This window comes from Campylobacter sp. RM19072, assembly GCF_024723485.1.
Classification (GTDB): domain Bacteria; phylum Campylobacterota; class Campylobacteria; order Campylobacterales; family Campylobacteraceae; genus Campylobacter; species Campylobacter porcelli.
In genome coordinates this window covers 1-26,729 of sequence record NZ_JANQCU010000001.1, presented here as the reverse complement: position 1 = coordinate 26,729, position 26,729 = coordinate 1, and the positions used below count along the sequence as shown (strand labels likewise).

The 26,729-nt window shown below is 34.1% G+C and carries 28 protein-coding genes; 12 read left to right on the top strand and 16 right to left on the bottom strand.

Features of this window, described 5'->3' with window-relative positions; genetic code table 11:
* Position 1 precedes the first annotated feature (1 nt).
* The 5 genes from CSUIS19072_RS00140 (at position 2) to CSUIS19072_RS00120 (ending at position 3,980) form a co-directional block, all read left to right on the top strand.
* Complete coding sequence (locus CSUIS19072_RS00140) at positions 2-1,057, top strand: acyl-CoA dehydrogenase family protein (protein WP_086292788.1); 1,056 nt, start codon at positions 2-4, stop codon at positions 1,055-1,057.
* Between the two features lie 201 nt (positions 1,058-1,258).
* Complete coding sequence (locus tag CSUIS19072_RS00135) at positions 1,259-1,453, top strand: hypothetical protein (protein ID WP_086292790.1); 195 nt, start codon at positions 1,259-1,261, stop codon at positions 1,451-1,453.
* 148 nt (positions 1,454-1,601) lie between these two features.
* Entirely contained in the window at positions 1,602-2,519 is a 918-nt protein-coding gene (locus CSUIS19072_RS00130) for an ABC transporter substrate-binding protein (RefSeq protein ID WP_086292792.1), read from the top strand.
* Positions 2,516-3,250 carry an ABC transporter permease gene (locus CSUIS19072_RS00125; protein WP_086236544.1) on the top strand — a complete coding sequence of 245 codons (735 nt, stop codon included), beginning with the start codon at positions 2,516-2,518 and terminating at the stop codon, positions 3,248-3,250. The genes CSUIS19072_RS00130 and CSUIS19072_RS00125 overlap by 4 nt, the downstream gene beginning before the upstream one ends.
* On the top strand, positions 3,237-3,980 hold the full coding sequence (locus CSUIS19072_RS00120; protein WP_086242051.1) for an ABC transporter ATP-binding protein: 744 nt from the start codon (positions 3,237-3,239) through the stop codon (positions 3,978-3,980). Before CSUIS19072_RS00125 ends, CSUIS19072_RS00120 begins: the two co-directional genes overlap by 14 nt.
* A 23-nt stretch (positions 3,981-4,003) precedes the next feature.
* Here CSUIS19072_RS00120 and CSUIS19072_RS00115 read toward each other — a convergent pair whose 3' ends face one another.
* Positions 4,004-4,756, bottom strand: coding sequence for a flagellin (locus CSUIS19072_RS00115; RefSeq protein ID WP_086292794.1), 753 nt, complete (start codon positions 4,754-4,756; stop codon positions 4,004-4,006).
* A gap of 63 nt (positions 4,757-4,819) precedes the next feature.
* Positions 4,820-6,847, bottom strand: a complete 2,028-nt coding sequence (locus CSUIS19072_RS00110; RefSeq protein WP_086242049.1) for a TonB-dependent receptor domain-containing protein — start codon at positions 6,845-6,847, stop codon at positions 4,820-4,822.
* A 296-nt stretch (positions 6,848-7,143) separates the two neighbouring features.
* Between CSUIS19072_RS00110 and CSUIS19072_RS00105 the strand changes: the two genes are divergently transcribed.
* From CSUIS19072_RS00105 to CSUIS19072_RS00095, 3 genes are read left to right on the top strand one after another with little or no spacing between them, the layout of a single operon-like run.
* Positions 7,144-8,337 (top strand): ATP-grasp domain-containing protein, encoded by a 1,194-nt coding sequence (locus tag CSUIS19072_RS00105; protein WP_180380994.1) that lies wholly within the window; start codon positions 7,144-7,146, stop codon positions 8,335-8,337.
* Positions 8,330-9,004 carry a class I SAM-dependent methyltransferase gene (locus CSUIS19072_RS00100; RefSeq protein WP_086292796.1) on the top strand — a complete coding sequence of 225 codons (675 nt, stop codon included), beginning with the start codon at positions 8,330-8,332 and terminating at the stop codon, positions 9,002-9,004. Before CSUIS19072_RS00105 ends, CSUIS19072_RS00100 begins: the two co-directional genes overlap by 8 nt.
* A gap of 10 nt (positions 9,005-9,014) precedes the next feature.
* Positions 9,015-9,701 (top strand): class I SAM-dependent methyltransferase, encoded by a 687-nt coding sequence (locus CSUIS19072_RS00095; RefSeq protein WP_086292798.1) that lies wholly within the window; start codon positions 9,015-9,017, stop codon positions 9,699-9,701.
* A gap of 2 nt (positions 9,702-9,703) precedes the next feature.
* Here CSUIS19072_RS00095 and hisD read toward each other — a convergent pair whose 3' ends face one another.
* From hisD to CSUIS19072_RS00050, 9 genes are read right to left on the bottom strand one after another with little or no spacing between them, the layout of a single operon-like run.
* On the bottom strand, positions 9,704-10,984 hold the full coding sequence (gene hisD, locus CSUIS19072_RS00090; protein WP_086292800.1) for a histidinol dehydrogenase: 1,281 nt from the start codon (positions 10,982-10,984) through the stop codon (positions 9,704-9,706).
* A 48-nt stretch (positions 10,985-11,032) separates the two neighbouring features.
* Positions 11,033-11,761 (bottom strand): YaaA family protein, encoded by a 729-nt coding sequence (locus tag CSUIS19072_RS00085; RefSeq protein WP_086236536.1) that lies wholly within the window; start codon positions 11,759-11,761, stop codon positions 11,033-11,035.
* A complete protein-coding gene (locus tag CSUIS19072_RS00080) occupies positions 11,736-12,245 on the bottom strand; it encodes an HIT family protein (protein WP_086236535.1) in 510 nt (169 codons plus the stop codon). The genes CSUIS19072_RS00085 and CSUIS19072_RS00080 overlap by 26 nt, the downstream gene beginning before the upstream one ends.
* The gene (gene trpC, locus CSUIS19072_RS00075; protein WP_086236534.1) at positions 12,242-13,015 is read right to left on the bottom strand and encodes an indole-3-glycerol phosphate synthase TrpC; all 774 of its coding nucleotides are present in this window, start codon (positions 13,013-13,015) and stop codon (positions 12,242-12,244) included. The genes CSUIS19072_RS00080 and trpC overlap by 4 nt, the downstream gene beginning before the upstream one ends.
* The gene (locus tag CSUIS19072_RS00070; RefSeq protein WP_086236533.1) at positions 13,012-14,253 is read right to left on the bottom strand and encodes a tetratricopeptide repeat protein; all 1,242 of its coding nucleotides are present in this window, start codon (positions 14,251-14,253) and stop codon (positions 13,012-13,014) included. The genes trpC and CSUIS19072_RS00070 overlap by 4 nt, the downstream gene beginning before the upstream one ends.
* On the bottom strand, positions 14,229-14,597 hold the full coding sequence (locus tag CSUIS19072_RS00065) for a YkgJ family cysteine cluster protein (RefSeq protein WP_086236934.1): 369 nt from the start codon (positions 14,595-14,597) through the stop codon (positions 14,229-14,231). Before CSUIS19072_RS00065 ends, CSUIS19072_RS00070 begins: the two co-directional genes overlap by 25 nt.
* Positions 14,597-15,292: a tRNA1(Val) (adenine(37)-N6)-methyltransferase gene (locus CSUIS19072_RS00060; protein WP_086236532.1), complete on the bottom strand. Its 696-nt coding sequence runs from the start codon at positions 15,290-15,292 to the stop codon at positions 14,597-14,599. Before CSUIS19072_RS00060 ends, CSUIS19072_RS00065 begins: the two co-directional genes overlap by 1 nt.
* On the bottom strand, positions 15,279-16,811 hold the full coding sequence (locus CSUIS19072_RS00055) for a hypothetical protein (RefSeq protein ID WP_086242047.1): 1,533 nt from the start codon (positions 16,809-16,811) through the stop codon (positions 15,279-15,281). The genes CSUIS19072_RS00060 and CSUIS19072_RS00055 overlap by 14 nt, the downstream gene beginning before the upstream one ends.
* Before the next feature lie 2 nt (positions 16,812-16,813).
* Positions 16,814-17,770 (bottom strand): NAD(P)-binding domain-containing protein, encoded by a 957-nt coding sequence (locus CSUIS19072_RS00050; protein WP_086242046.1) that lies wholly within the window; start codon positions 17,768-17,770, stop codon positions 16,814-16,816.
* Between the two features lie 193 nt (positions 17,771-17,963).
* Between CSUIS19072_RS00050 and CSUIS19072_RS00045 the strand changes: the two genes are divergently transcribed.
* Positions 17,964-18,434 (top strand): hypothetical protein, encoded by a 471-nt coding sequence (locus CSUIS19072_RS00045; RefSeq protein WP_086242045.1) that lies wholly within the window; start codon positions 17,964-17,966, stop codon positions 18,432-18,434.
* Between the two features lie 7 nt (positions 18,435-18,441).
* On the opposite strand, the gene CSUIS19072_RS00040 is transcribed toward CSUIS19072_RS00045, so the two are convergent.
* Genes CSUIS19072_RS00040 through CSUIS19072_RS00020 form a run of 5 tightly spaced genes read right to left on the bottom strand, consistent with a single transcriptional unit; the run spans position 18,442 to position 23,714 of the window.
* Positions 18,442-20,103 (bottom strand): lytic transglycosylase domain-containing protein, encoded by a 1,662-nt coding sequence (locus CSUIS19072_RS00040; protein ID WP_180380995.1) that lies wholly within the window; start codon positions 20,101-20,103, stop codon positions 18,442-18,444.
* Positions 20,081-20,380 (bottom strand): YggT family protein, encoded by a 300-nt coding sequence (locus CSUIS19072_RS00035; RefSeq protein ID WP_086236528.1) that lies wholly within the window; start codon positions 20,378-20,380, stop codon positions 20,081-20,083. The genes CSUIS19072_RS00040 and CSUIS19072_RS00035 overlap by 23 nt, the downstream gene beginning before the upstream one ends.
* Positions 20,377-21,666 carry a glutamate--tRNA ligase gene (gltX, locus tag CSUIS19072_RS00030; RefSeq protein ID WP_086242044.1) on the bottom strand — a complete coding sequence of 430 codons (1,290 nt, stop codon included), beginning with the start codon at positions 21,664-21,666 and terminating at the stop codon, positions 20,377-20,379. Before gltX ends, CSUIS19072_RS00035 begins: the two co-directional genes overlap by 4 nt.
* A gap of 16 nt (positions 21,667-21,682) precedes the next feature.
* Positions 21,683-22,348 carry a 7-cyano-7-deazaguanine synthase QueC gene (gene queC / locus CSUIS19072_RS00025; RefSeq protein ID WP_086292802.1) on the bottom strand — a complete coding sequence of 222 codons (666 nt, stop codon included), beginning with the start codon at positions 22,346-22,348 and terminating at the stop codon, positions 21,683-21,685.
* Positions 22,341-23,714 carry a phosphomannomutase/phosphoglucomutase gene (locus CSUIS19072_RS00020; RefSeq protein ID WP_086242043.1) on the bottom strand — a complete coding sequence of 458 codons (1,374 nt, stop codon included), beginning with the start codon at positions 23,712-23,714 and terminating at the stop codon, positions 22,341-22,343. Before CSUIS19072_RS00020 ends, queC begins: the two co-directional genes overlap by 8 nt.
* Before the next feature lie 127 nt (positions 23,715-23,841).
* Between CSUIS19072_RS00020 and thiF the strand changes: the two genes are divergently transcribed.
* Genes thiF through thiH form a run of 3 tightly spaced genes read left to right on the top strand, consistent with a single transcriptional unit; the run spans position 23,842 to position 26,572 of the window.
* Positions 23,842-24,645 (top strand): sulfur carrier protein ThiS adenylyltransferase ThiF, encoded by an 804-nt coding sequence (thiF, locus tag CSUIS19072_RS00015; RefSeq protein WP_086242042.1) that lies wholly within the window; start codon positions 23,842-23,844, stop codon positions 24,643-24,645.
* Positions 24,638-25,396: a thiazole synthase gene (locus tag CSUIS19072_RS00010; protein WP_086292804.1), complete on the top strand. Its 759-nt coding sequence runs from the start codon at positions 24,638-24,640 to the stop codon at positions 25,394-25,396. The genes thiF and CSUIS19072_RS00010 overlap by 8 nt, the downstream gene beginning before the upstream one ends.
* Positions 25,397-25,399: 3 nt before the next feature.
* The gene (gene thiH, locus CSUIS19072_RS00005) at positions 25,400-26,572 is read left to right on the top strand and encodes a 2-iminoacetate synthase ThiH (protein WP_086292806.1); all 1,173 of its coding nucleotides are present in this window, start codon (positions 25,400-25,402) and stop codon (positions 26,570-26,572) included.
* Positions 26,573-26,729: the final 157 nt, after the last annotated feature.

The window sequence follows — 26,729 nt, the reverse complement described above, 5'->3', positions numbered from 1 at the left end:
AATGGCACTACAACAATTAGAAAAATTAGCACACTCCATAGATAAAGATGGAATTTACCCAAAAGAGTTATTAAAGCAAATAGCTCAAAATGGTGATTTCGCTGTTTTAAAAACTAGAAGCGATATATACAAAGCTATAGAAAATATAGCGAAAATTTCAAATATTTGTGGAACTAGTGGATTTTGCATGTGGTGCCAATTTGCAATCATCTACTACTTGATAAATAGTGATAATCAAGAGCTAAAAAACGAGCTATTACCAAAGCTATATAGTGGTGAAATTTTAGGCGGTACTGCACTATCAAATCCTATGAAGGCCTTTGCTGGGATAGAGAAAAACCATCTAAGTGCTAAAAAAGTTGAAGGCGGATATATCATCAATGGCAATCTACCATGGGTATCAAATATCACTGAAGATAGCGTATTTGGCGCTATAGCCTTAGATGAAGATGATAAGCCTGTAATGGGCGTAATAAGAGTTGGCAAAAATGCTACTTTAAAATCAAATATCAAATACGCCGCACTTGAGGGCTCAGCTACAAAAAGCGTGGCTATAAAAGATTATTTTTTAGCTAGTAGTGATATTTTGGCTACTAATATCTATGAGTATCTAATCAAAATAACACCCGGATTTATACTCTTACAAACAGGCATAGCAGCTGGCATCATACAAGCAGCCTTAGATGAGATAGAAAAATCAAACAAAACTCACGCTGATATAAACTCATATCTAAATATAAATTTAGATGAGTTAAAAAGCGAATTTAACAGTCTTTTAAATGAGATTAAGCTTATATCAGAAAATATCGAAAACATAGAGCCGATTAGGGTTTTAAAAGCTAGGTTAAATGGCTCACTACTAACTCAAAAGGTCACGAGCGCTGCAGTGTTGTTTTGTGGTGCTAAGGGATATTTTGAGAAGTCTCATGTAGCAAGACTGCAAAGAGAGGGCAATTTCGTCCTTATAGTAACTCCTAGCATAAAGCACCTTTTAAAAGAGATAGCTCAAGTAGAAGCTGGGCGTGGCTGCATAAAATCATGGCGAGAAAAATTATAAAAAGGATAAGATATGAATAGAAGATATGCGCTTGGATTTTTAGCTGGTTTTTTAGCTCTTAGTGCGACTAAGAGTGTGGCAAATTCTAAATTTAAAAGGGGAGGTGTGAATAAATAGTGAAATTTCAAAATATCGAGCATAGGTTTAAATTCTAAAATTCTAGAATTTTTTAATCAAATTTTTAATTTTAAAGGATGAAAAATGGCAATATCAGCAGTAGTGGTAAAAGGCAATTTTGCCTATGTATATGATGAACGCGGTCGCCAAATTCGCGTTGAGTCTTTGGGTAGTGGTAGTTTACAAGGATACACTAGTAGCAGTTACTCTATAAAAAAAGGTGCTTTTATCTATGTATACAATGAAAAAGGACAAATTATAAATACAATCTCGGCCTAAGCGCATAATTTAGAGTTTGACTAAGTATTTTGCTTAGCCAATAATTTTTGCTAATTGGGCGGATTTGAGCGAGGCTCTAAGGGCTAAAGCAGAAGCTGGGCGTGGCTGCATAAAATCATGGCGAGAAAAATTATAAAAAGGATGAGATATGAATAGAAGATATGCACTTGGATTTTTAGCTGGTTTTTTGGCTCTTAGCGCTACTAAGAGCGTGGCGAATTCTAAATTTAAAAAGGGGATAAAAGTTGGATATTTACCGATTTGCGACCACTTAATCATAATCGCTAAAGATATCTTTAGTAGTGATGAGTTTGATATTGTTCCTATTAAATTTGCTAATTGGGCGGATTTGAGCGAGGCTCTAAGGGCTAAAGCAGTTGATGGGGCGTTTCTATTAGCTCCGCTTGGGCTTATGCTAAAAGGTAGTGGCGTAGATATCAAAGCCATTATGGCCGCACACAAAAACGGCTCATCTTTGGTGGTAAATAACAGCATTAAGACAATCAATGAATTAGAAGGCAAAAATATAGCAATTCCATCTAGATTTTCTAGCCACTACTATATCTTACACAAGCTTTTAAGCAAGAATAATATAAAAGTAAATTTAGTAGATATGGCACCTACTGAGATGCCTTTTGCCTTGCTAACAAATAGAATTGATGGATATATCGTTGCTGAACCTTTTGGTCAGCTTGGCGTCCAAAGAGGAGCTAGAAATTTGATATTAAGCAAGGATATTACGCCAGATCATATTTGCTGCTTACTAAACTACTCTAGTGAGTTAGCAAATTCCAATATAGCAGACCAGCTAACTAAGGCATTTAAATTAGCTGCGAATTTCATAGAAAAAAACCAAAAAGAAGCTGCCATAATAGGCTCAAAAATCCTAGCCCAAGATGCTAATATCATCAGCAAAATTGTAGAAGAAAATATAGTATCTTATAATGATTTAATGGTTAAAAAAGAGGATTTAATAGCCTTAAAAGAGTTTTTAATATCACAAAATTTAGCTAATGATGGGCTAAAAAATCTAGATATAGATAGCTATTTGGTGGAGCAAATATGAGATATATCTATCAAATATTAGTTTTGATTATAGTGATATTGTTGTGGCATTTTTTAAGCTCAGATCTTGTCGCATCACCAGCTCAAACTATAGAGGCATTTAGGCTAATAATAGCTAATAATAGCCTTCCAATAGGGATAATCGACTCTTTATATAGATATGTTTTGGGGCTAATATTTGGTGTGGGTTTTGGTATTTTAATTGGCTTTATATTTGGGTTTAATCCCAAATTCGCTAAGGCATTTGATCCATTATTTAACCTTTTGCGTCCCATTTCTCCTATAGCGTGGGTTCCTATGATATTAATCATCTTTGGGATTGGAGATTTGCCAACTATATTTATCATAGCCTACTCTGTCTTTTTCCCTATGGTTTTGCTCTCTACAAAAGCCATTAAAGATGTTCCTAGTGAGCTGATTATAGTGGCTAAAAACTTTGGCGCATCAAGGTGGCAAATTTTAAAAAGCGTGATATTTCCATCTAGCTTTTTATCCCTTATATCTAGCCTTAGATTAGCAGCAGCTCTAGCGTGGATAAATTTAGTCGTTGGCGAAATGCTAGGGGCTCAAACTGGGCTTGGATATATCATCATAGATAGTAGAAATCAGCTTAGAATTGATATTTTAATAGCTACTATCATCACAATTGGCGTTATAGGAATGGCGATAAATGCTATATTTGGCTATATAGAAAAAGTAGTATCAAGGAAGTATGGCTATGATAGAAATTAGTAATTTAAAAAAATCTTTTAAAGATATTTGCGTTCTTCATGATATAAATTTGCGTGTTGATGATGGTGAGTTTTGCGTTCTTTTAGGGGCTAGTGGAAGTGGCAAAAGCACAATTTTAAAGATATTAAGCTCACTTGAGAGTTTTGATAGTGGGAGTATTAAATTTGATAATTCTGAGTTTAAAAATCAAATCCCAAGCTCTAAAGATAGACAAATCATAATGCAACACTACTCGCTAATGCCGTGGCTAAACGCAGAAGACAATATCAAATTTGCTCTAAAATGCTCTGGGATAAAGGATAAAAATAAGCTAGAAAATATATCTAAAAAGTATCTTAGCCTAGTTGGGTTGGGAAATATATCTAAAAAATATCCCCACTCACTAAGTGGCGGTCAATGCCAAAGAGTAGCTATAGCTAGGGCTTTAGCATTAGATCCGCAAGTGCTATTTTTAGATGAGCCATTTAGTGCTTTAGATCCAGTAGTTAGAGCAAATTTACAAAATGAGCTTAAGGATCTAACTAAAAACAAGCAAGTAATATTTGTAACTCACGATATAGATGAGGCTATACTTTTGGGTGATAAGATTGTCGTTTTACATAATGGCAAGATAATAAAAGAGATTAAAAATCCCAAATTTACCCCAAATACTCCAAAATATTTTGAGCTAAAATCTGTAATATATAAGCTAATTAATGGTGAAATAGAAAATATAGAATATATGATATAAGATAGCCAAAATGGCTATCTTGCTTATCTTAGTAGCGATGAAACTTGTTGAGCTAATAAACTCATATTGTGAGCAGCCGCCAAAGTCGTGCTATTGAGCTGTAAATTTGCGTTATTTAAATCACTTAAATTTTTTACTATATCGTTATTTTGTAGCTGTGATTCACTAGCTTTGGCTGAATTTGCTGCTGTGATAGAAGAGTTGATATTGCTTAAAAGCCCTTGTTGAGTGCTACCGATATCAGCTCTCATAGCATTAACGCTATCTCTAAAAGCAGCTATGCTATCTTGAGAATTAATATCGATTGAGCTGATATTTGGAGCGTTTAACGAAATTCTAGTCTCAGAACTTCCAGTTTGAAAATTTAAAGTTGAACCAAAGATATTATTGCCATTAAAGCTAGTTGAATTTAAGGTATCTTGCATAGATGTTTTTAGTGCTTCAGCCTCACTTGTGATGGCCGATCTTGCATTGCTATCCATTGCTAGACTAGTTGAGCGAATTGAAAGCTCGTTTAATCTATCAGCACCACTTGTTAAATTTTGCAACGCACCATCAGCAATCTGCAATACCCCAATTGCGTCATTTGCATTGCTAACGCCTTGAGAGATGGCATTTGCATTGCTTAAAAGTGCATTTGCTATAACCATATTAGCACTATCACTACCGCTTATAGCACGATTTGCAGAGATATTATCTAAAGCCTTATTTGCACTATTTTGAGCGTTATTTAGATAGTAATTTTGCATACTATTTGAGTAGTCATTTATCTTCATCTCATACTCCTTTATTTTGTTATTTAACGAATTCTACTACTAAAGTATTAAAATTTGCCTTAATTAAAAATCAGCTCTAACATTTAGCCAGAAATTTCTACCAGGAATTATTCTTTGATATTGATTTGTGTATGATAGTCCTCTACCGCTAGTATATGTAACATAATCTACAAAATTCTCATCAAGCAAGTTATTAATAACCGCACCAATGGTAATTCCATTGCTAAATTTATAATTTACCCCCAAATCAACCACATGCATATCTTTATAATAATCCCCCACGCCAGAGTTAGCGATATTTGCGTTATCTGTTGGAGTTTTTAGCTTTGCACTCCATCTAAGGTATGTATCCCAACTTTTGGCTTTATAAGATAGCTTAGTAGATAGATTGTGAAGTGGGATATCATTTAGAGCTTTGCCCTTATCTTGTCCGCTTTTTTTCTCTGTTTTAGTATATCCATATGAGAAATCAGCGTAAATTCCCCTTGGAATTATATTTTCAAAAAGCGCCTTAGACTGGATACCTAGCTCAAAGCCTTTTGATATAGCCTTATCGACATTTTCATATATTGAGCAAGCAGTCCCACCATAGGCGCCACAATCTCCATATCCATTTGGCAATTGCTGACCGCTCTGATAAGTTTGAGTTGAGATAGCATCGCTAAATTGCGTATAAAACGCAGTTGCGCTGATATCAGCCCATATCCACTCATATATGGTGCTTATCTCATAGCTTAGGGTTCTTTCTACATCTAATCCATTATTGCCGTATTGATCTGCGGTGTCACGAGAGCTATAATATCCATCATATCTACTACCTAAATCTGGCGCTTTAAGACCACTACTAATACCAAATTTAAATGTCAAATCTTGAGTTGGATATAAATTTAGATAAAATCTTGGGTTAAAAAATGTCCCATAAGTCTCTATGTGATTTACCCTACCGCCTAAAGTAGAGCTAATATACTCGTTAAATAGATATTCACCCTCAGCATATCCGGCAATTGTGTATTGATTGGCACTATAATTTGTTTGGTGATTATTTAAGCTTTCAAATGATAGATATGGACCAAAATTCAAAATCAATGAGCCATAAGAGCCATAATCAAAATCTAGCATATTTTGATTACTAAAAATTAGATTATCATATTTTACCCTATTTGCTCTGTTTTTATTGCCCTTTTCATCGCCGACATTTGCTATTATGTGTGGTATTCTTTCTGTTAGGGCGTATTGGATATATGAGTTTGTCTTACCCCATGAGTATTCACCGCTATGCCCAATTGAGTTATCGTATTTGTGATACTCTCTTACTGCTGTTACTTGAGAGCTACTAGTATTTAGCGTCCCTAAGCGTTGAAATCCATATTCGCTATCTAAATATATCGAATTTGCCCCATCAATATCATAATTGATCTTACCACCTAATGAGTAATTTACATACGCAGTTGGGCTGTGAGAGGTATATGGATTGTTACTTGGGCGAGCTTCGGTATATCCTGGGATATCTTTTTTAAGGAATTCATTTTTATCACTATCATAATACTTCCCACGCAAACTAAGAGTAACGCCATTGCCAAGCGGAGCAAATACATTACCATTTAATCCATACATATTACCCCAAGTATCGTGGTGCTCTTGGAGTCTTGACTCTAAAGAGATTGTCGCTGATGCTTTATCGGCGCTTTTTTTAGTAATTATATTGATAACCCCACCCATCGCATCTGAACCATATATGAGCGATGCTGGGCCACGGATTATCTCAACTTTTTCTATCATAGAAACCGGAGGTAAAAATCCACTAGTAGAGTCAAATCCATTGCCATCAAAAGCCGCATCCATATTGATGCGTTTGCCATCTACTAATATCAGGGTATATTTACTAGCCATACCACGCATTTTTATAGCTGAAGAGCCGGTTTTGCTAATCTCGGTGCTAACGCCTGGGATATCTTGGACGATATCACCTAGGTCTCTTATGGGGCGATTTTGAATTTCATCGCCACCTATAATGCTAATTGTAGCTGGGGCGTCTTTGATGCTTTGAGCAAATCCGCTATCTGAAACTACAGATTTATCCAGCACTGCCACATCATTAGCTTGTAGTGCTCCCCCCCCCCTAAAGCAGTAGCTACAGCTACAAAAAAAGTCTGTTAAACATAAGTTTATCCTTAATAATAATTATTAAAAGCAAAATAATAACAAAAGAAATATTAATTTATTATAAATTTTGATAATCATTACTAATATTATCAAAACTAGAAATTTACTACATTTAATATCACTTAAATTTACAATAAAATATAGTAAAAAATAGCTAATTAATGCGTAAGAATTCTAAATTTAACCGATTTTAGCTATAATTCAACAAAAATTTAAGGCAAAATGTGGATAAAAGCAAAATCGCTTTAGCAATTGGAGCTGGTAGTGAGAGTTTAATAGCTATAAGATATGCCAAAAAACTTGGTCTAAAGGTCATAGCATTTGATGGAGATGCGTCTGCTTTGGGGCTTAGAGAAGCTGATATTTCCTATATAGTTGATATATCACAGCCAAAACTTATAATCTCTAAGCTAAATAGCGATGGATTTATCCCAAATTTAATCTTGCCAACGCTAATTGGTCGCTGTCTAATTAGCATTGGAGCGTTAAATGATTACTATAATTTAAGTGGCTTTAGCTACGATATAGCCGATATATGTACTGATAAACTCAAATTTGCTAACGCCCTTAACTCGCCTAAAAATTGGGGGGGGGTAAGCTTAAATATGAGAAATTTAAGAGAGATTAATTTCTCCCTATTTAAGCCTGATTTAGATCTAAATGAGTTTAAATTTCCCATTATTATAAAACCAAGATTTGGTAGCGGTAGTAGAGATACCTTGGTTATTTCTACAAAAAATCAACTTAAAAATATTTTAAAAAATGAGAAATTCAAACAAGAGGATTTTTTGATAGAGGAGTTTATAGATGGCGTAGAGTATGGTATCGACGCAGCCGTAATGGATGGTAAATTTAATCACATTTTACTAAGAGAAAAGCTCATAACGCCTATACCATATAGACAAGCTATAGCCTATATCAGCACAGATGAGATCCCTAGCGTAAGTGAGTATATGCAAGAGATTATAAATAAATTAAATATAGATAGTGCCTTAATACACGCTGATATTATCATCACTAAAGATGGTAAGCCATTTATAATTGAGCTATCTACTCGCCCAAGCGGGCATTATCTAAGCAGATTTATAGAGATTACAACTGGGATAAATCCTACAAAAGAGTGGATAAACAAGAGCCTAAATCTACCATATAACTTCAAACCAAAATTTAGAAAAAATACAATAATACGCTATTTTGATTTTGAAGGCGACTGGATAGCGGCTGATTTTGACTTGCTTAAAGATAGCTTAGGGATTGTAGATTATAGGTGCGAAATTAATTCGACACTACCAAAAGTTATAGATGGCTCTACCATAATGGATAGAGGCTATGCGATAATACAAACCAACTCAAAGGAACAATCACTTATAAACACACAAAAATTAATATCAAATTTTAAAAGGAAAATAGATGGATGAGATAATAAAAGCTCAAGAGCACTCATATAAATTATGGGAGCAACATATATCTAACTCAATGCTACTATACCCAAATGAGTATTTGACTCGCTATATCTATGCTAATAAAAGAGATTTTAATAGTATATTGGATTTTGGCTGCGGTGATGGAAGACACTTAGAAATGATAGCTAGGGCTGGGATTAAAGATATTATAGGAGTGGATTATAATAGCACCGCAATAGAAGTAGCAAAAAATAGATGTCAAAAATATAGCATTAAACTATATCAAAACAATCAAAACTCAAATTTAAAAGATCTAATCCAAAGAGATAATTTAGATTGCGTGGTTTGCTGGGGGATAACCCTTACTAATGCCTATTACGCCATAAGCGATATTTTTAAGCAATTTGCTAAAATATTAAAGCCAAATGGCAAGGTGATAGCTAACTGGAGAGCGCAAGATGACTCCTTATATGGCGATGGCAAAGAGATACAAAAAGATACATTCATAATACAAAGAGATAGCCACAAAGGAATGCTATACTATATCCCAAATTTAGATGATATAAAGGCAATTTATAAGAGTGCGAATTTAGAGATTATAAGCATAGATAGCGAGAGATTTACTACTGATAATGGCAAGATTATAAACTCATGGCATATTATAGAAGCTAAGAAAGTATAAAGGAAATTTAATGATAAATAGCGTAAATGACTATAAAGAGCACTTTGAATTATGGGAGGATTTGGTATTAAGCGGAGATAGAATTTACCCTAGTGAGTTTGTTGTTCGTTTTGCCTTTAAGAATAAATTTAAAAGTGTGCTAGATTTTGGCTGTGCTAATGGTAGGCATTTAGAGTGCTTTAGCAAGGCTGGGGCTACTAAATTAATAGGAGTTGATCTTAACCAAAAACCACTTGATTTAGCCAAATCAAGATTAGAGCATATCATAAATAGTCGTGGTGGCACACTAGAGCTATATAGCAATAAAAATAGAGATATTAATGAAATTTTAAAAGATATTAAAGTTGATGCGATAGTAGCTTGGGAGATAGCCTATTTATATACTCCAAATATCGCTTTAAATCTATTAAAATCACTAAAATCCCATCTAAATCCAAATGGCAAAATATTAATAAATTTCATATCCACAGATGATAGCCTAAAGAGCGATGCAAAGCTAATTGGCGAGAATTTATATGAGATTACAGAGCATACCCATAAGGGGTTGATTTTTACATTTTATAATCTAGATATGATTAAAGAGCTTATGCAAAAAGCTGGTCTAAAGATACTAGCCATAGAGAAAAATCACTACTGGCTAGATGGTGGAGCTATCAAGCATGACTATATCAATATCCAAGCCACGCATGATAGATAAAATCAAATTCTAAACTCAACTGAAAGCTTATGAGCCTCTAGCCCCTCAGCATCAGCTAGAGCCATACAAGCCTTGCTAAGCTCACTAATAGCACATTTATTCATAGAGATTATAGAGCTTTTTTTGATAAAATTACTCACGCTTAAAGGGGAGAAAAATCTAGCGCTACCGCCTGTTGGTAGCGTGTGATTTGGCCCAGCTAGATAATCCCCTATAGCCTCAGGAGTATAATGACCTAAAAATATCGCCCCAGCGTGCTTGATTCGTGGTAGATACTCATACGCATTATCACACGCTATCTCTAAATGCTCCACAGCTAGCTCATTCATCAGCTCCACGCACTCATTCATATCACGAGCTACGATTATGGCGGCTTTATTTTCTATACTTGCTTTTGCTATTTCATATCTTTTTAAATTTGGCAATAATCTTTGAATTTGGCTATTAACCTTAGTGGCAAACTCATCACTAAAAGTAATTAAAAAGCTACTTGCTATCTCATCATGCTCAGCTTGACTTAGCAAATCAATGGCTATGTGAGTAGGATTAGCACTATCATCGGCTATTACGCCTATTTCGCTTGGTCCTGCTATCATATCTATATTTACATCGCCATAAACCATCTTTTTAGCCGTTGCTACATAGATATTTCCTGGCCCAGTAATTACATCTACTTTTTTAATGCTATTAGTCCCATACGCCATAGTAGCAATCGCACTAGCACCGCCTACTTTATAAGCCTCTTTAATACCTAAAAGATGCATAGCCCCAAGTAGTAGTGAATTTACCACCCCGCCAACAGCTGGAGTACAAACTACTATATCTTTAACTCCAGCTACTATTGCTGGGACTGCGTTCATTATTAAAGAGCTAGGATAGGCTGCTTTGCCACCTGGGATATATAGCCCTGCTCTATCTACTGGGGTGACCTTTTGACCAAGTAGTGCGCCACTAGGCTCAAAATCTATCCAAGATTTTTCTACTTGCTTTTGGTGATAGCTCTTAACTCTTTTATACGCTATTTCTAAAGCACTTTTTAACTCACTATCTAAAGCCTCATAAGCACTTTTCATCTCATCAGTAGTTATAGCTAGATTATTATTTACTTCCCACCTATCAAATTTAGCGATTTGCTCTTTTAAAGCCTCATCTCCATGCTTTTTAATATCATCAATAATACCATTTACAATAGGCATTACGCCTTGTATATCCATATTTGAGCGATTTACTAATGCGTCAAATTCATCTTTAAAATTTGCTTGATTACTATATAAAATTTTCATAAATATCTCCTTAAACTAAAATTATACCCTATTTTGAATAATTTTGATCTAATCGCTATTAATTTCAAAGATTAATTCACTTTTTAATTTAGTTTTTATAATGCTAACTAAGCTTAGATTTGGGAATTTAATCTGCATCAAATCATTAAAGCTACCAGCCCCATTTAGTGCCAAATGACGCAAAACAAGCCCCCTATAATACTTAGCAAAATGGCTAACAACTCTACCACTTTTTAGAAATTTCATAGTCATATATGGAGATTTAATAGTGTAAAATTTATCATAATATCCAGCCCTAAGATCCACTATATCATCACCATCTAAAAACTCATCTAAAGCCCTATCAAGGCGACCTTTATAATATTTTATGCTATCTATATTAGCAACCATCTGACCTTGCTTTAGCTTATAAAACCTAGCATAATCCCCAGCTCTTAAAACACCATATAAATTAGAAAATATCAATAAATTCTCATCTATATATTTAGCTGATTTTTCATCTAAATTTAGATAATCCAAAGCATCATATGCCACGCCATCATACATTTGTATAGCTTTGTGATAGAGTTTTTTACTAGATAGATCTACTATATTAGCAATATCTTTGCTGCTTTTTACCCCAAATATCTTGCTTAAAGTAGTCTCATCACCACTATTTAATATATCATAATAACTCTTTAAAATCTCATCTCTATCGCAATTTATCGATAATGAAGCAAGATCAAGTGGATTTGGGGTTGGCTTTTTACTCTCACTTGGAGAAAATAGAATTTTCACTACTTAGCCTTTTAAATTCATCTCTTAAACTCTCAAATTGCTCCATAAATGGAACGCCATGAACTCTAGTATATCCTATGGTTGTTATGAAATTTGTATCCCTCTCCCACCTTGGCACAAGATGATAATGTATATGCTCAGCTATACCAGCACCAGCGGCTGCTCCTAAATTCATACCGATATTAACGCCACTAGCATTTAAAACTCTTTTTAAAACCGCTACGCCGATTTGGACTATTTGGCTCATCTCTAGCCAAATTTGAGTATCTAAGCTCTCGATATTATCTATATGCTTATAAGGAATTACCATAAACTCACCCAAAGTATATGGGTATCTATTCATCACACCAAAACAGTTTTTAGCCCTAAATAGCACAAAATTCTCACTATCTCTATTCTCACTAGCAATCTTGCAAAATACGCACTGGCTATCTTTTGGACGGGCAAAATACTGCGCCCTCCAAGGGGCAAATTCATCTCTCATCTAGCGCCCCTTATATCCATTACAGCTTGATAAATATCATCTTGACGCATAAAATGCTCACCAATTAAAAAGCCTTTAATGCCATTTTGATTTAAATTTAAAATTTGCTCATATGAGTATAATCCACTCTCAGCCACCACAATCCTATCATCTTTAATCTGCTCTTTTAGCCTTAAGCTAAGCTCCATATCCATCTTAAATGTCTCTAAATTTCTATGATTTATCCCTATTAGCTTAGCATTAGTTTGTAGAGCTTTTTCTAAATCTTCTTCGTCATGAATCTCCATCAATACTGTTAAATTTAGCTCATTAGCATAATCTGATAGCTCTTTTAAACTCTTTATATCCAAAGCCTTAGCGATTAATAAAATCATATCAGCACCATAAATTCTAGCTTGAGCGATCTGATATTTATCTATGATAAAATCTTTTCTAAGCAAAGGTAAATTCACAAATCTACGCACCAATCCCAAATACTCAATACTTCCTAAAAAATAGTATGGCTCAGTTAAAACGCTTATCGCCCACGCTCCGGCTCTTTCATACTCTAAGGCTATTTTTAACGGATCAAAATCATCTCTTATAACCCCTTTGCTAGGGCTTGCCTTTTTAACCTCAGCTATGATATTTATCCCATCTTTAAGCATTTTAAATGGATCTAGCGGAGTGCGTGAGTAACTTATGGCTCTTTGTAAAATATCAAAAGGGAGCTTTTGTTTTTGGTTTTGAAGCTCAAATTTGGTTTTATCTATAATTTGCTTTAATATCATCTTTTGCCTTTTATACACTTTTTAATCTTATCATAATGAATTTTAAACTCCCCTTGCTCTAAATCTTTAGCGCCGATTTTCTCTATCCACTCCATAGCCATATCGCAATTCCCAAGCTTATAATACCCCCACGCCACAGAGTCTATAATATAAGCAGATTTAAAATCAAGAAAATGAGCCTTTAAAACTAGCTCTAATCCCTTTTTCACATCAATATTATGATCTATTAGCAAGTAGCCATAATAGTTATAATACACGGGATTTTCAAGCTTATAAACGGACTCTTCAAAGAGATTAATTATAAGCTTTAGCTCTTTTGTTTTGCTTAATTCATACTTATATATTGCCATTTTGGCTTTATATTCAACACTATTTGTAAGCTCAAATAGCCTTTTAGCAACCTCATAAGCCTCATTATACTCACCAAGTTGAGCGTAAATTTGAGATAGCAAATCATCGTTAAATTCATACTTTTTAAGCAATCTCTTAGCCCCTTGATAATCCCCTTGATAAAGATGCACTTCAAGGGCATTTACTAAATATTGAGTAGATTCATTTTCTAAATACAACTTCTCATATATTCGCACAATATTATCAAAATCAGATGAATTTGAGTATAAATCTAATAAAATATAACAAGCCCTACTAGAACAGCCATTTTGCCTAACCCAATCATCAGCTATCCTTATAGCACTCTTGCTATCGCCTAAAAAATCATTAAAAATAGTGATAACTCGTATCATATTATCTTCGCTTTTATCGATTTCATAAGCTTTTTTGTATAACTCAATTGATTTATTTATATCATCTTCAAAAGCATATATATTGGCTAATAATATATAATTTTGGCTACTTTTATCCATTTTTATGAGCTTTAAAGCTAATTTTTTAGCCTCATCTAGCTCATAAATTAATATAGCATAGCTAATCTTTAGCCTTAAAGTTTGAGCGTCATTTCCATTTAATTCACCCATTATCTGATATAATAAATTTGATCTAGCACTCAAAGCCAATCTAGCTGCTTCTTTTAAAAATAGCTCATTACCGCTATTTTTATAAAGAGTATAAAATATCTCACTAGCTTTGCTTGTATCGCCATTTTCTATCATAAAATAAGCATTCATTATATCCAAATCACCATTTGGCTTAGCTTGATAAATAGGACCAAAATTTGGCTCTATACCGCCACAACCATACAATACAAATGCTAAAGCTACAATCGCTTTACGCCAATACATTCCATCTCCAGCTCTTTAAAATTACTCTTAAAATGCTCCCAAAATGGGAAGCTCCTACACTGCTTTGGCCGATACTCATATATGGAGCAATTTTTGTTTTTTTCATCAAAAAACATACAAGCAAAGCCATTTTGGTATGGCTTTTCTTTAATGCTATATCTATTGCCAAATTTCTCTAAAAATATCTCTTTAACCAGCTCTGATTTATACCCTAAATATCTACCAAGCTCATCTATCTCGCCCTCATCAATCCATATATATCCACTCTCTCCAGTACAGCACCTGCCACCACACTCATCGCACTTGCTAGGATTAAACTCATAATCAAACCCATCTTGCTTTATCACTCATAAACCTTGCTTATAGTATTTGCTTTTTTAAAAATCTCTTTTGCCCCTATGCTAAACTCATCTTTATCAAAAACAACCAAAGGTGGCACCACCTCGCACATAGAGCGGCTACTTTTTTTACTCTCAATTAGCACTAATTTGGCACTTTGATTATGCTTAGAATGGATAAATTTAAGCTTAGTAGCATTCATCTTAAATTTATCAAATAGAGCAAAAATCTCTCTAATCTGCTTAGCATCATAACAAAAATATAAAACCCCTTTTGGCTTTAAATTGCGATTACAACTAGCCAAAAATTGCTCCAAGTTAAGAGAATTTGAGTATCTAGATCTTGCTATATGGCTATTTTGACTCTTAATCACATTTGCGTGATAAAATGGGGGATTAGATATGATAAAATCAAATTTAACCTCACTTCTAAACTCGGCAAAATCGCCAACTATAAAATTTGCTTTAATACCATTTATCCTAGAGTTATGCCTACTAATCTCAATATTTAAAGGCTCAATATCAATCCCACTTAAGCTTATTTTATTATCACGAGCAACCAAAAACCCTAAGATACCACATCCACAACCAACATCTAAGATCTCGCCCTTTAGTTTATTACCTATAAAATCATATAAAAATAGAGTATCGCTATTATATCTATACCCATCTTTAAGCTGATAAAGCTCAAGCTGATCCATTGCTATCTCTATTTATCTCTTGGGTTTTGATATTTTTTATCATCTCTTCATAATATTTTTTTTGGTTTTCTAACTCTTTTATGTATGTTTGTTTAGTTGATTCTAAGCCCTCTTTGGCACTTTGGATTATGGCAAATATTTTGGAATTTAACTGGCTATTTTGAACTTCTAATTCTGTGATTTTGGAATTTAATAGCTCATAATTTGCCAACTTTTTGCTATTATTCATATCGCTTTTTAGAGTTAAAATTTGATCTTTTAACTCCTTTATCTCTTTATCTTTAATAGCCCCATCTCTTTGTAGATTGCTGATTTTTTGCATACTTTTATTTGCGTCAATAGCACTAAATTCAACCATTTTTCTTAAATCCAAAATAGAGTCTTTATACTCTTTTTCTCTATTTTTTAACTCTTTTTTATAATTTATCTCTTGATTTATTAATTTAGCATTAAGCCCAGCTATAGTCATATTTTGCTCTTTTAGGCTGTTTTCATACCTATCTTTAAGCTGTTTATCCCTATTTTCTTGACTCTTTTTATAGTTGTTTAATATCTGATTTTCGATATTTTTTATCTCTTTATCTCTTTGATTATTTAAATTTTGAATAGTTAAATTTAGCTTTTTTATCTGATCATTTTTGCTATTTATTTCGGCAAAATACTCATTTCTTTGTCTATCAATCTCTGATTTTAGCTCATCTACATTCTTAGCACTCTTGTTTTGCAACTCTATTAATGCTAAGGTTTGAGAGTGCATTAATTTGCTTAGCTCATCATTTTTACTATTTATTTGAGATTTTAAGCTCTCTATCTCCTTATCTTTAGCATTTAAATTACTACTAAATTCAGCATTAAATTTAGAGTTTTGAGCCTTTAAAGCATTTAATTCATCGCTTAATTTTTTATTGATATTTTGTAGATTTATACTCTCTTGAGTAGCTTTATTAGCACTATTTTTAACCCTCTCATCAGCTATAGTTTTGGTTTTTTCTAACTCCAATTTTAGCTTATCGATATTGTTTTCTAAATCTACTATCTTTTGCTCATATCTCTTAATGCTCTCAACACTATCAACTTCAAGCTCATTAATTCTCTTTGTTAGCTCAGCTATATTATCATAGTGCTGAGCTTGAGATGACTTAATCGCCTCATTATAGGCATTTTTAGAGCTCTCATTGGCATTTGATATAGCTATTTTTTGGCTCTCTATCTCTTTGGCTAATTCCAAATTTTGCCTAACTAACTGAGCATTATCACTAAGCAAGACTCTATTATCCGTTATGGCGACTTCTAAATTCTTTTTAAGGGTATCTATATCATTTGGTATCTCTAGCATATCACTTTGAATATTAAAATCACGAAGCTCCAACCACGAAAAATAATCAGAAAGTGCCTCATATTTAGATTTTAAAATATATTTATCTTGCTCGCTAGAGTTTAAATCACTAAAGCTAATTGCCCTTTCATCACCACATCCAACCAGCAACGCACCAACTAGAAAATACCAAATTTTACTCACTACTACGCCTTATTATTTACTATATAATTGATAATTTTATGCGCATTATTTAGTGCTGAGACGATACTAGCACCATTTTTACTAGCTATATCGCCACCTACATACAGTCCTTTGACATTTGTTTGTAAATTCTCATCTACAACTGGTTTGGTATCGTTATCTAACTCTATGCCGCATTTTTGTAAGAAATCAACCGGAGTTGAGCCACCAATTGCATATATAATCCTATCATAAACCACGACACTTCCATCACTATAGCTTACTGACACCTTACCATTATCATTTTCTATTCCAGTAATATCTACGCCTAATTTTAAGGTCAATTTGCCATCTCTAGCACTATCTTCTACTGCGGCTAAATTTATATCGTTTAATCTTGTAAAAGTCGGGCGTCTATAATTTAGAGTTACATCATTACAGCCGCTTAAATCCACAGCATACTCAGCTGCTGAGTTTCCCCCACCTACTACGATAATCTTTTCGCCGCAATTACAGCTATTTAGATTATAATTTACAACTTGGATTAGTGATGGTGGAATTTTATAATCTGGCTTATTTGGCTTACCCATTCTACCTATACCTATCATCACATTTTTAGCCTTAAATACGCCTTTTGCCGTAGTAACTGCCAAATTTTCACCATCTCTTTTAACCCCTTCAACCTCAGCGTTAAATATAGCTTCAATCTCACCTTCATCTAAGAGTTTATCAAAATAGTTTAGCGTGCTCTCCTTAGTCCCATCAAAGAACTCCACACTACCCTTTGTCTCACTATCAAGACCTTTATAGACCTTATCTACCCGTTTGCCATCTTTGTAGAATTTGCGAATTGTTTGAGAGTGGTTATCCCCTTTTTCTAGTAATAAAACATTAGCAAATCCTGCTCTTTTAGCCTCAACTACTGAAGCTATACCAAATGGCCCACCACCGATGACTACTACATCATATAAATTTTCCATATTTTTCTCCATATTATTATATTTTTAAGACATAAATATTTTAGATAAAAAATATATCTAAATTCAACTTAAATTATTATTGATTTTTAAAAGTAAATTTTTAGATAAATTCAAAATATATTTTAGTAAAATATATATAATACAATTTAAAGATTAAAAATATAAATGGTATAATTTAATAAAAAGGCAAAATATGATTAAAAATTTATCTCTAATTTTTATAGCTTTAGTTTTTGCTGGGTGCTGGGGCAAGAGCTCTTTACACTCACAAGCAAATCTTAAAAATGAGCTTTTAGCCTACACGCAAAAGTATGATAAAGATGGAATTTTGCTAGTAGTTACATACCTAAATCCTATATATCAAGGCGAGTTTGTAAGTGATTTTGAAGGGAGTGAGGTGTTTATCCTCTCTATCTACCCAACCAATATATCGCCAAATTATATAAATATCAATGCGGTAAATTCAAAATTCCAAAAATTAAACGCAGATGATAACCTAACTAATCTAACATCTATAAATTTACCTTGGAGCAATCACTATAAAATCACAACCCCATCTCAAAATATAGATATTTTAAATCTAGAAATATCCCTAGATGACAACTCTACAGCTAGGCTCAAATTTCAAAAAATAGCTAGATCGCTTTATTGGAATACCAAATAAGGCAAGTTTAAAAGCTTAGCTTATCCCTAAATCCATCGCTTAACTCTGGAATCAAAGTAGCGTCAAAAAAGTGCGATATTTTAGTGCTTTTACCTAAGGCTGCTAGGTAGATTATATAGTTTGCTAAGACCTTCTTGCCATATATTCTACTCTCAGCATATGGGACTAAATCCATAGATAAAAACGGCTCATATTTGCTATACTCACCCTTGCGATTAAATAGATCTCCACGAAGCAACATACGCTTAGTAAAGCCAATCCCGCCATTATAAGCATATGCTATAAATAGCGGATTGTATAGATATTTCTCTAGGTAATCTAAGTGGAAATTAGCAAATTTATAGGCAATTTGCGGCTTAAACATATCATCTATATCAAATCCGCTCATACCAAGCTTAGCTGCAATGTCTATAGCCAAAAATGGCATAAACTGCATCATACCAAGTGCATATGAGGTAGATATAGCACTAGGGACAAATCTACTCTCTTGCCTAGCAAGAGCCAAAATCAACGCTTGACGCTTTACATCATCAGTGCCGATATACTCCATAAATGGCATTGGATAGAAGTGAATTTTATGATTATGTGCTCGCTCCATTATATAGCTATACTCTCCAAGGGTGCTTTGAGTATAAAATCTTGAAGCATATGAGATCAGCTCTGAGCTAGGCATATTTGCCACTTTTTCTCTAGTCCTTTGCCATGTAAATGGATCTGTGTAATCATATTTTAATAGCTCTTTAGTGGATGGTTTTGGCACTGCGATTTTGATCTTTTCATCGCTACTAAATTCCCTAGCAAAAAGGCTATAAATATTTATATCAGCACTATTTGCTATGCTTTTTAATAGCTCCTTATCTTTTGTGATTAAATATATCCAAAAATTAGCATTATCTTTATTACTAGCAAATTTTGATCTCTTAGCTGCCACTTCAAAAAATTTAACCGCCTTCTCATCTTCATAAAGTAATATAGCATTTAATCCAAACAAAAACGCCATATCCCCACTAAGAGAATTTGGATTAGCCTCTAGTAATACTCTTCTAAATTTTTCATTTTTCTTGCCAATTATAGATTCTTGAACTATTGATTTAAACTGCCAATGATTTATGCTATTTGCGATTAATTTTTGGCTCAATTTATATCTATTTAGAAATTCATCTTTATCCTTGGCGTTAAAATAGTATTTAAAATATCCAGTAGTATCACCAATCTTAATATAGTATGCTAGTGGGTCATCCTTGCTAAATCCTTGGACGAAATTTAAAAATTTCGAATTTGCCATCTTTAATCTTTCAAATAAATCAGCTCTTTGTGTAGGATTTAGGGATTTGACAAAATTAATACTAAGGAGCATATTTTGGCACATTTCATCGGCTTTATCGATATTTGATAGATTATATTTAGAGCAGTTATTTATACTTTTTTGTATAGCACCTAATTTATTATCAAATAGTGTCTTAATGCTACCTTGATAGCGGTAAATTTGCGTTCTAAGCTTTTTTAGCTCAGCCTTACTAGCCTTACTCTCTTTAGCAAATCTATATATATAATAGTCTTTTGCTAATCCTTTTGGAGAGGATTTTAACTTCTCATAGCTTGGCACTCCAGCCCAAAGTGGCATAGCCAAAAAGAGTAAAAATAGACTAAATTTGATAAGCAACAACACGAATATATCCTAATACAAATCTACTTATAAACTCCAAACTAAGCAAGATAATAATTGGTGCTATATCGATTCCACCAAAAGCCGTTGGAATTTTAAGCTTTCTAATAAGCCCATAAGCTGGAGCGCTAAGGCGATATAGTAGCTGGACAATTGGATTAAAAGGATCAGGTCTAACCCAGCTTATAAGGGCTGCTGCGATAATGACAAACATATAGGCCTTAATAACTATATCTAAAATATCAACTACAGAGATAATAAAATATGTTAAAACATTCATTTGGCTACAATCTCCTTAATATCTGATTTGATTAATGGGTATAGATCTTTAAGCTCAGGACCGTGCTGAGCGCCTGTTAAAAGTAGCCTAAGAGGCATAAATAGCGATTTGCCTTTTAAATTTGTCTCATCAGAGATAACAATTTTAAACTCATCAAAGCTATTTGGAATTTGCATATTTAATATAACTTTGCGTATCTCATCTGCCTCTTTTTGCCACTGCGGTGGGATTATCTTTGCTAAATTCATAGCGTCAATTTTAGCCATTATTTCAGGGATTAGGCTACTTTCTTGAGTATAAAATCTAGCCAAATCAGGCGAGCTAAATCCAAGCTCAACTAGCCTATCATCACTAGCAAGTTTGATATGTTCTCTATTTATTTGAGCTAGTTTCTCTTCGCTAAATTTAGCTGGCGAGTGTGAAATATTAGTTATATCAAACCAACTAGCTGCTTGCTCTAAAGTGAAAATTTCACATGGAGTTTTATTACCTATTAATATAAGATAATTTGCTATCGCCTCAGGCATATAACCCTTCTTTAAAAGGTAATTAACAGAAGAGCTATTATCCCTTTTACTCATCTTTTTGCCTTCACTATTTAATATTATAGGCAAGTGGGCGTAGCTTATCTCTTGAGTATATCCTAATGCTTCTCTAATCAAATTTTGCTTTGGAGTATTGCTTACATGATCTTCACCTCTAATAATCATCGTTACACCCTCAAGCATATCATCAATCGCACAAGCAAAGTTATATGTTGGCGTCTTATCCGCTCTTAAAAGCACGAAACTATCGATATTTTCAGGCTCAAATACTATCTCGCCTTTAATCTTATCAACAAATTTTTGTGTAGTTTTAGGCGATTTTAGCCTTATGGCTGCTGGGCGTGGATTATTTAAAATCTCTTCATCGCTTAAGTTTTCACAACTCCCATCATATCTATATGCCACCCCATTTTCTACTGCTTCTTGTCTTTTTTTATCCAATGTCTCATCATCGCAAAAGCATAAAAAAGCTTTCTTATCTATCAAAAGCTTAGAGGCAAATTCTTGATGAAATTTGAGATTTTTACTTTGATAATAAAGAGTATCCCACTTAATTCCAAATTTCTTTAAAAGCTCCATTATCTCTTTGTCTTTACCATCTATATTTCTTTGTTTATCAGTATCTTCTATACGAAGTATAAAGCCACTTTTATCTTGAAGTGAAGATATATAGTTTAATATCGCAACTCTTAAATTCCCAATATGCATATCTCCAGTTGGCGATGGTGCAAAACGATACATATTTTAATCCTTAAATTTAATTTTTTTTATACTCTATAGAGTCGTTTAAATTACTCTCTTTAAATCCCTTAAGCCTTAGCAGACAGCTATCGCACTCTCCACAAGCCAAATCTCCACTCTCATAGCAGCTCCAAGTATTAGATAGATCAACGCCTAATTTATAAGCCTTAGCTACAATCTGTGCTTTTGATAAGCCAATTAGCGGCGCTTTGAAAATAAATTCGCAATTAGTGCCTAAATTCACCGCTTTATTCATAGCTTCTAAAAACTCAAGCTTGCAATCAGGATAGCCACTCCCATCAGCTTCAACTAATCCTATATATATAGCCTCGCATTTTTGCACTTGAGCCACGCTAGCTGCGATAGATAAAAATACTCCATTTCTAAAAGGCACATAAGTAACTGGCATATCAGTAGAATTTAGCGAATTTTTTGGTATTTCAACGCTTCTATCAGTTAAAGCATTGCCACCTACATCAGCTATAAAATCCGCATTAATCACAAATCTATCAATAACCCCCAAATCATCGCAAATTTTCTCAAAGCACTCACGCTCTTTTTGCATTGTCCTTTGAGAGTAATCAAAATGCAACCCTACGATCTCATACCCATCGCTCTTAGCAGTAGCAGCCGCCACCGCACTATCCATGCCACCGCTAATGATACACAAGGCCTTACGCATTACAATCTACCATAATTTTATTTACCAAAGCGATCACGCCATCTTGAATTTCTTGCATATTTTTTAGCGAATTTGCCTCAAATCTAGTTACAATAACTGGAGTTGTATTAGACGCCCTTACTAGTCCCCAGCCATTTTGAAATTTAATCCTAACTCCATCTATATCTATAATATCAATAATCTTTGGAAGTCCATTACCATCTCTATTTAGCTCAACTTTTAAAGCCTCTATAATCTTAAATTTACTACTATCATCTGTTTTTATCTTCATCTCATCAGTTGAGTATAATTTAGGCAATCTATCTAGCTCAGCATCTAGATCAAATCCATTTGCTATTAGCTCAAGCACCCTTATCATAGCATACACAGCATCATCAAAACCAAAAAATCTCTCTTTAAAAAATATATGTCCGCTAACCTCAGCTGCCATATCGATATTTAGCTCTTTCATCGCTTTTTTGATATTGCTATGACCAGTTTTTCCCATAAAGCTTTTGCCGATTTTATCTATCTCATCATACATATTTTGGCTACATTTGACCTCGCCTAAGACTCTAGGATTTTTCATATTTTTAGCATATAAATATGCTAACTCATCGCCTTTTATAGTGCGTTTTGGAGTTAAAACTGCGATCCTATCAGCGTCCCCATCAAAGCCAAATCCAATATCATAGCCATTTTTTAAAGCCTGTTTTAGCTCTTTTATATTCTCCTCTTCGCTTGGATCTGGATGATGATTTGGAAACTCCCCATTAGGCTCTGGATATAGTAGATTAAATTCCAAGCCAAGTGCTTTAGCAATCGGCTTTAGAGTTATACCAGCCACGCCATTTCCAGCATCGCAAATAATCTTTGTCTTTAGTCCTTTAAGGTGGGAAAATTCCTTAGCATAAAAATCCACATATGAGCTTAAAATATCAAATTTAGTAGCCTTAAAATTATCTTCAACCACCTCGCCACTAGCTATAAATTTATTCACTTCATTTTTTAAAGATTGTAAATCATCGCCAAAATAGCTATCTTTTTTAATTGTGATCTTAAATCCATTATACTCTTTTGGATTATGACTACCTGTAATCATCACATTAGCATCAAATTTATCTGTAAAAACGCTAAAATACCCAACTGGCGTAGGCAACATTCCTATATCATAAACTTCTATTTTAGCCGCGTTAAATCCACTTACTAAATGGCCAAACAACGCATTAGCCGAAACCCTAGCATCATATCCAACGCTTACGCTCTTTACCCCGCGACTTTTCATCACTCGCCCAAGGCATATACCAATAGCTTTTACGCTTTTTTCATTCAAATCTTTTGGATAGATCCCTCGTATATCATACTCTCTAAATATCGTATCAAACATATTTTTAGCCTTAAATCCATATAAGGCTGAAATTTTAGCCAAATTTTTATAATCATTAGTTTAAATTTTACAAAATTTTAATACGCATTTAATAGCTATTTTGCCTTTTTAGGCTATAATCACGCTTATGAAAAAGATAAAAGTAAATTCAATCATAAAAGATGTAAATTCAAACACCCTTTCTAAACTACGCACCGAGCTTGGCTTTGATGATAGCGTAATAACCATATATAAAGGCTTTGCTACTAATGATGATTTAGAGCTAAATGATGGCGATAGTGTAGTCTTTATAAACAAAGGTGAATTCCCATCAAAAGAGTGTTTAAAAGAGATGATGGCAGCTAGAAATAGCCCTGAGGTAAATATAGCATTGCAAAATGCCAAAGTAGGAGTAGCTGGGCTTGGGGGGCTTGGCAGTAGCGTGGCTATAGCTTTAGCTAGGGTTGGGGTAAGCTCTTTAAAATTAGTTGATTTTGATACCATTGATCCATCAAATTTAAATCGCCAACAATATTTCATTGATGATATTGGTAAATACAAAACCACAGCCCTAGCAGATATAATCGCTAAGATTAATCCATTTGTTAGCGTAGAGATAGAGACTATAAGGCTAGATGAAAATAATGTAAATTTGGTATTTCAAAACTATGATATAGTAGCTGAATGCTTCGATAATCCAAAATCCAAAGCCATGCTAATAAATAATCTTAAAAACAAAACAATAGTAGCAGCAAGCGGTATGGCAGGATATGGCAGAAGTGATGAGATAAAGACAATTCAAATGGCAAAAAATCTCTATATTTGCGGAGATCTAAAAAGCGCTGCTAGTATAGGTAATGGGCTAATGGCACCTAGAGTTGGAATTTGCGCTATGCAACAAGCAAATCAAATTTTGGATATTTTAATAAAGAGAGTAGTAGATAATGGATAAGTTAAATTTAGGTGGAAGGCTATTTGATTCTAGATTTATTATGGGTAGTGGGAAGTTTGACCCAGAGCTAATTACCGCTTGTATAGAAGAAGCAGACGCTCAAATCATCACCCTAGCAATTCGTAGAGTAAATAAAGATAGCGATATAAGCATAACTAAATTTATCCCCAAAAATATCACCCTACTACCAAATACAAGCGGTGCAAGGGACGCTAGTGAAGCCCTAAGAATCGCCCGTTTAGGCAGAGAGCTTGGGTGTGGAGATATGATAAAAATAGAAGTAATTAAAGATAGCAAATTTCTACTACCAGATAACTATCAAACACTAAAAGCCATAGAGCTTTTAGCTAGTGATGGATTTATCCCGCTTGCTTATATGATGCCAGATCTTGTCGTTGCTCGTGATATGGCAAATGCCGGAGCGGCTGCCATTATGCCACTAGCTGCACCAATTGGGTCAAATAAGGGTCTAAGCAATAAAGATATGATTCAAATTTTAATAGATGAAATAGACCTACCTATAATCGTAGATGCGGGGATTGGTCGCCCTAGTCAAGCGTGTGAGGCTATGGAGATGGGGTGTGCTGCTGTGATGGTAAATACCGCTATTGCCACTGCTAAGGATATAAGATCTATGGCAAGAGCGTTTAAAAATGCCGTCAAAGCCGGTAGAGATGCCTATTTAGCCGGATTTGGAAGAGTTTTAAATACCGCTCAAGCTAGCTCGCCACTGACTGGATTTTTGGGATAATAGATGAAATTTATACAAAAAACAGACCCAATGGAGTATCTACCATCGCAAGAGCGAATTGATAGCGATATAATGCTAAAAGTTTTAAATGCGCACAAAAATGTAAATTTCGATGAATTTAACGCTTTTGATGTCCAAAAAGCCCTAGATAAAGATAATCTAAATTTAAGAGATCTCCAAGCTCTATTAAGCCCTGTAGCTGCGAATTTCCTTGAAGAGATGGTAGCAAAATCTAAGGCTATAAAAGAGCGATATTTTGGTAAAAATATATACCTTTTTACCCCACAATACATAGCCAATCACTGCGATAATAACTGCGTTTATTGCGGTTTTAAGGTGGGTAATGATATCAAAAGGGCTCAATTAGATGAGAATGACATCATTAAAGAGCTAAAAAATATCGCCAAAACTGGATTAAAAGAGATACTTATATTAACTGGCGAATCCCAAACCAAAACACCGCTAAATTATATCGCAAACGCTTGTAGATTAGCCAAAGAGTATTTTGATATAGTTGGGGTTGAAATTTACCCATTAAATAGTGATGAATACGCAATTTTACACGATAACGGCGTGGATTTTGTCACAGTTTTCCAAGAGACCTATAATCCTATAAAATATGGCAAAATTCATCTCTACGGCAATAAAAGGGTCTTTCCATATAGATTTAACGCTCAAGAAAGAGCATTAATAGGCGGTATGCGTGGAGTGGCATTTGCGGCACTTCTTGGGATTGATGATTGGCGTAAAGATGCTATGGCAACTGCCCTTCACGCCTCATTAATCCAATCCAAATACCCACACGCAGAGATCTCTATCTCCGTCCCACGCCTAAGACCGATTATAAATAATAACAAAATCAATACAAAAGATGTAACCGAGCGTGCCTTGCTCCAAGTAATCGCTGCTTATAGACTATTTTTACCATATGCTAATATCACGCTTAGTAGTCGTGAGAGTGCGTATTTTAGGGATAATGCTATGGCTCTTGGCATTACTAAAGTATCAGCTGGAGTAAGTGTCGGTATCGGCGAACACGGCGGCAAAGATGATGAAGATAAAGGCGATGGTCAGTTTGAAATCAGCGATAATAGAGATGTAAATCAGATGAAAACAGCCATTAAAAATGCTGGTTTAACGCCGGTTATGAGTGATTATATTTATACTGGAATTTGATATTAAATTTCACGATAAATATTTATAAATCATTATAAGAAATAACTAGTATTCTAATAATAACCCTTCTTGCTTAAATATTTACTTCGCTAGAGCTAAGCCGACCATTTTTAACTTCGCAGGTCAGCAAAGCTAGTCTTTGCGACCAAACTTTTTT

Coding starts and splice junctions, on each gene's coding strand:
- CSUIS19072_RS00140 (WP_086292788.1), top strand. CDS start 2: ATGGCACTACAACAATTAGAAAAATTAGCACACTCCATAGATAAAGAT.
- CSUIS19072_RS00135 (WP_086292790.1), top strand. CDS start 1,259: ATGGCAATATCAGCAGTAGTGGTAAAAGGCAATTTTGCCTATGTATAT.
- CSUIS19072_RS00130 (WP_086292792.1), top strand. CDS start 1,602: ATGAATAGAAGATATGCACTTGGATTTTTAGCTGGTTTTTTGGCTCTT.
- CSUIS19072_RS00125 (WP_086236544.1), top strand. CDS start 2,516: ATGAGATATATCTATCAAATATTAGTTTTGATTATAGTGATATTGTTG.
- CSUIS19072_RS00120 (WP_086242051.1), top strand. CDS start 3,237: ATGATAGAAATTAGTAATTTAAAAAAATCTTTTAAAGATATTTGCGTT.
- CSUIS19072_RS00115 (WP_086292794.1), bottom strand. CDS start 4,756: ATGAAGATAAATGACTACTCAAATAGTATGCAAAATTACTATCTAAAT.
- CSUIS19072_RS00100 (WP_086292796.1), top strand. CDS start 8,330: ATGGATGAGATAATAAAAGCTCAAGAGCACTCATATAAATTATGGGAG.
- CSUIS19072_RS00095 (WP_086292798.1), top strand. CDS start 9,015: ATGATAAATAGCGTAAATGACTATAAAGAGCACTTTGAATTATGGGAG.
- hisD (WP_086292800.1), bottom strand. CDS start 10,984: ATGAAAATTTTATATAGTAATCAAGCAAATTTTAAAGATGAATTTGAC.
- CSUIS19072_RS00080 (WP_086236535.1), bottom strand. CDS start 12,245: ATGAGAGATGAATTTGCCCCTTGGAGGGCGCAGTATTTTGCCCGTCCA.
- trpC (WP_086236534.1), bottom strand. CDS start 13,015: ATGATATTAAAGCAAATTATAGATAAAACCAAATTTGAGCTTCAAAAC.
- CSUIS19072_RS00070 (WP_086236533.1), bottom strand. CDS start 14,253: ATGTATTGGCGTAAAGCGATTGTAGCTTTAGCATTTGTATTGTATGGT.
- CSUIS19072_RS00060 (WP_086236532.1), bottom strand. CDS start 15,292: ATGGATCAGCTTGAGCTTTATCAGCTTAAAGATGGGTATAGATATAAT.
- CSUIS19072_RS00050 (WP_086242046.1), bottom strand. CDS start 17,770: ATGGAAAATTTATATGATGTAGTAGTCATCGGTGGTGGGCCATTTGGT.
- CSUIS19072_RS00045 (WP_086242045.1), top strand. CDS start 17,964: ATGATTAAAAATTTATCTCTAATTTTTATAGCTTTAGTTTTTGCTGGG.
- CSUIS19072_RS00035 (WP_086236528.1), bottom strand. CDS start 20,380: ATGAATGTTTTAACATATTTTATTATCTCTGTAGTTGATATTTTAGAT.
- gltX (WP_086242044.1), bottom strand. CDS start 21,666: ATGTATCGTTTTGCACCATCGCCAACTGGAGATATGCATATTGGGAAT.
- queC (WP_086292802.1), bottom strand. CDS start 22,348: ATGCGTAAGGCCTTGTGTATCATTAGCGGTGGCATGGATAGTGCGGTG.
- CSUIS19072_RS00020 (WP_086242043.1), bottom strand. CDS start 23,714: ATGTTTGATACGATATTTAGAGAGTATGATATACGAGGGATCTATCCA.
- thiF (WP_086242042.1), top strand. CDS start 23,842: ATGAAAAAGATAAAAGTAAATTCAATCATAAAAGATGTAAATTCAAAC.
- CSUIS19072_RS00010 (WP_086292804.1), top strand. CDS start 24,638: ATGGATAAGTTAAATTTAGGTGGAAGGCTATTTGATTCTAGATTTATT.
- thiH (WP_086292806.1), top strand. CDS start 25,400: ATGAAATTTATACAAAAAACAGACCCAATGGAGTATCTACCATCGCAA.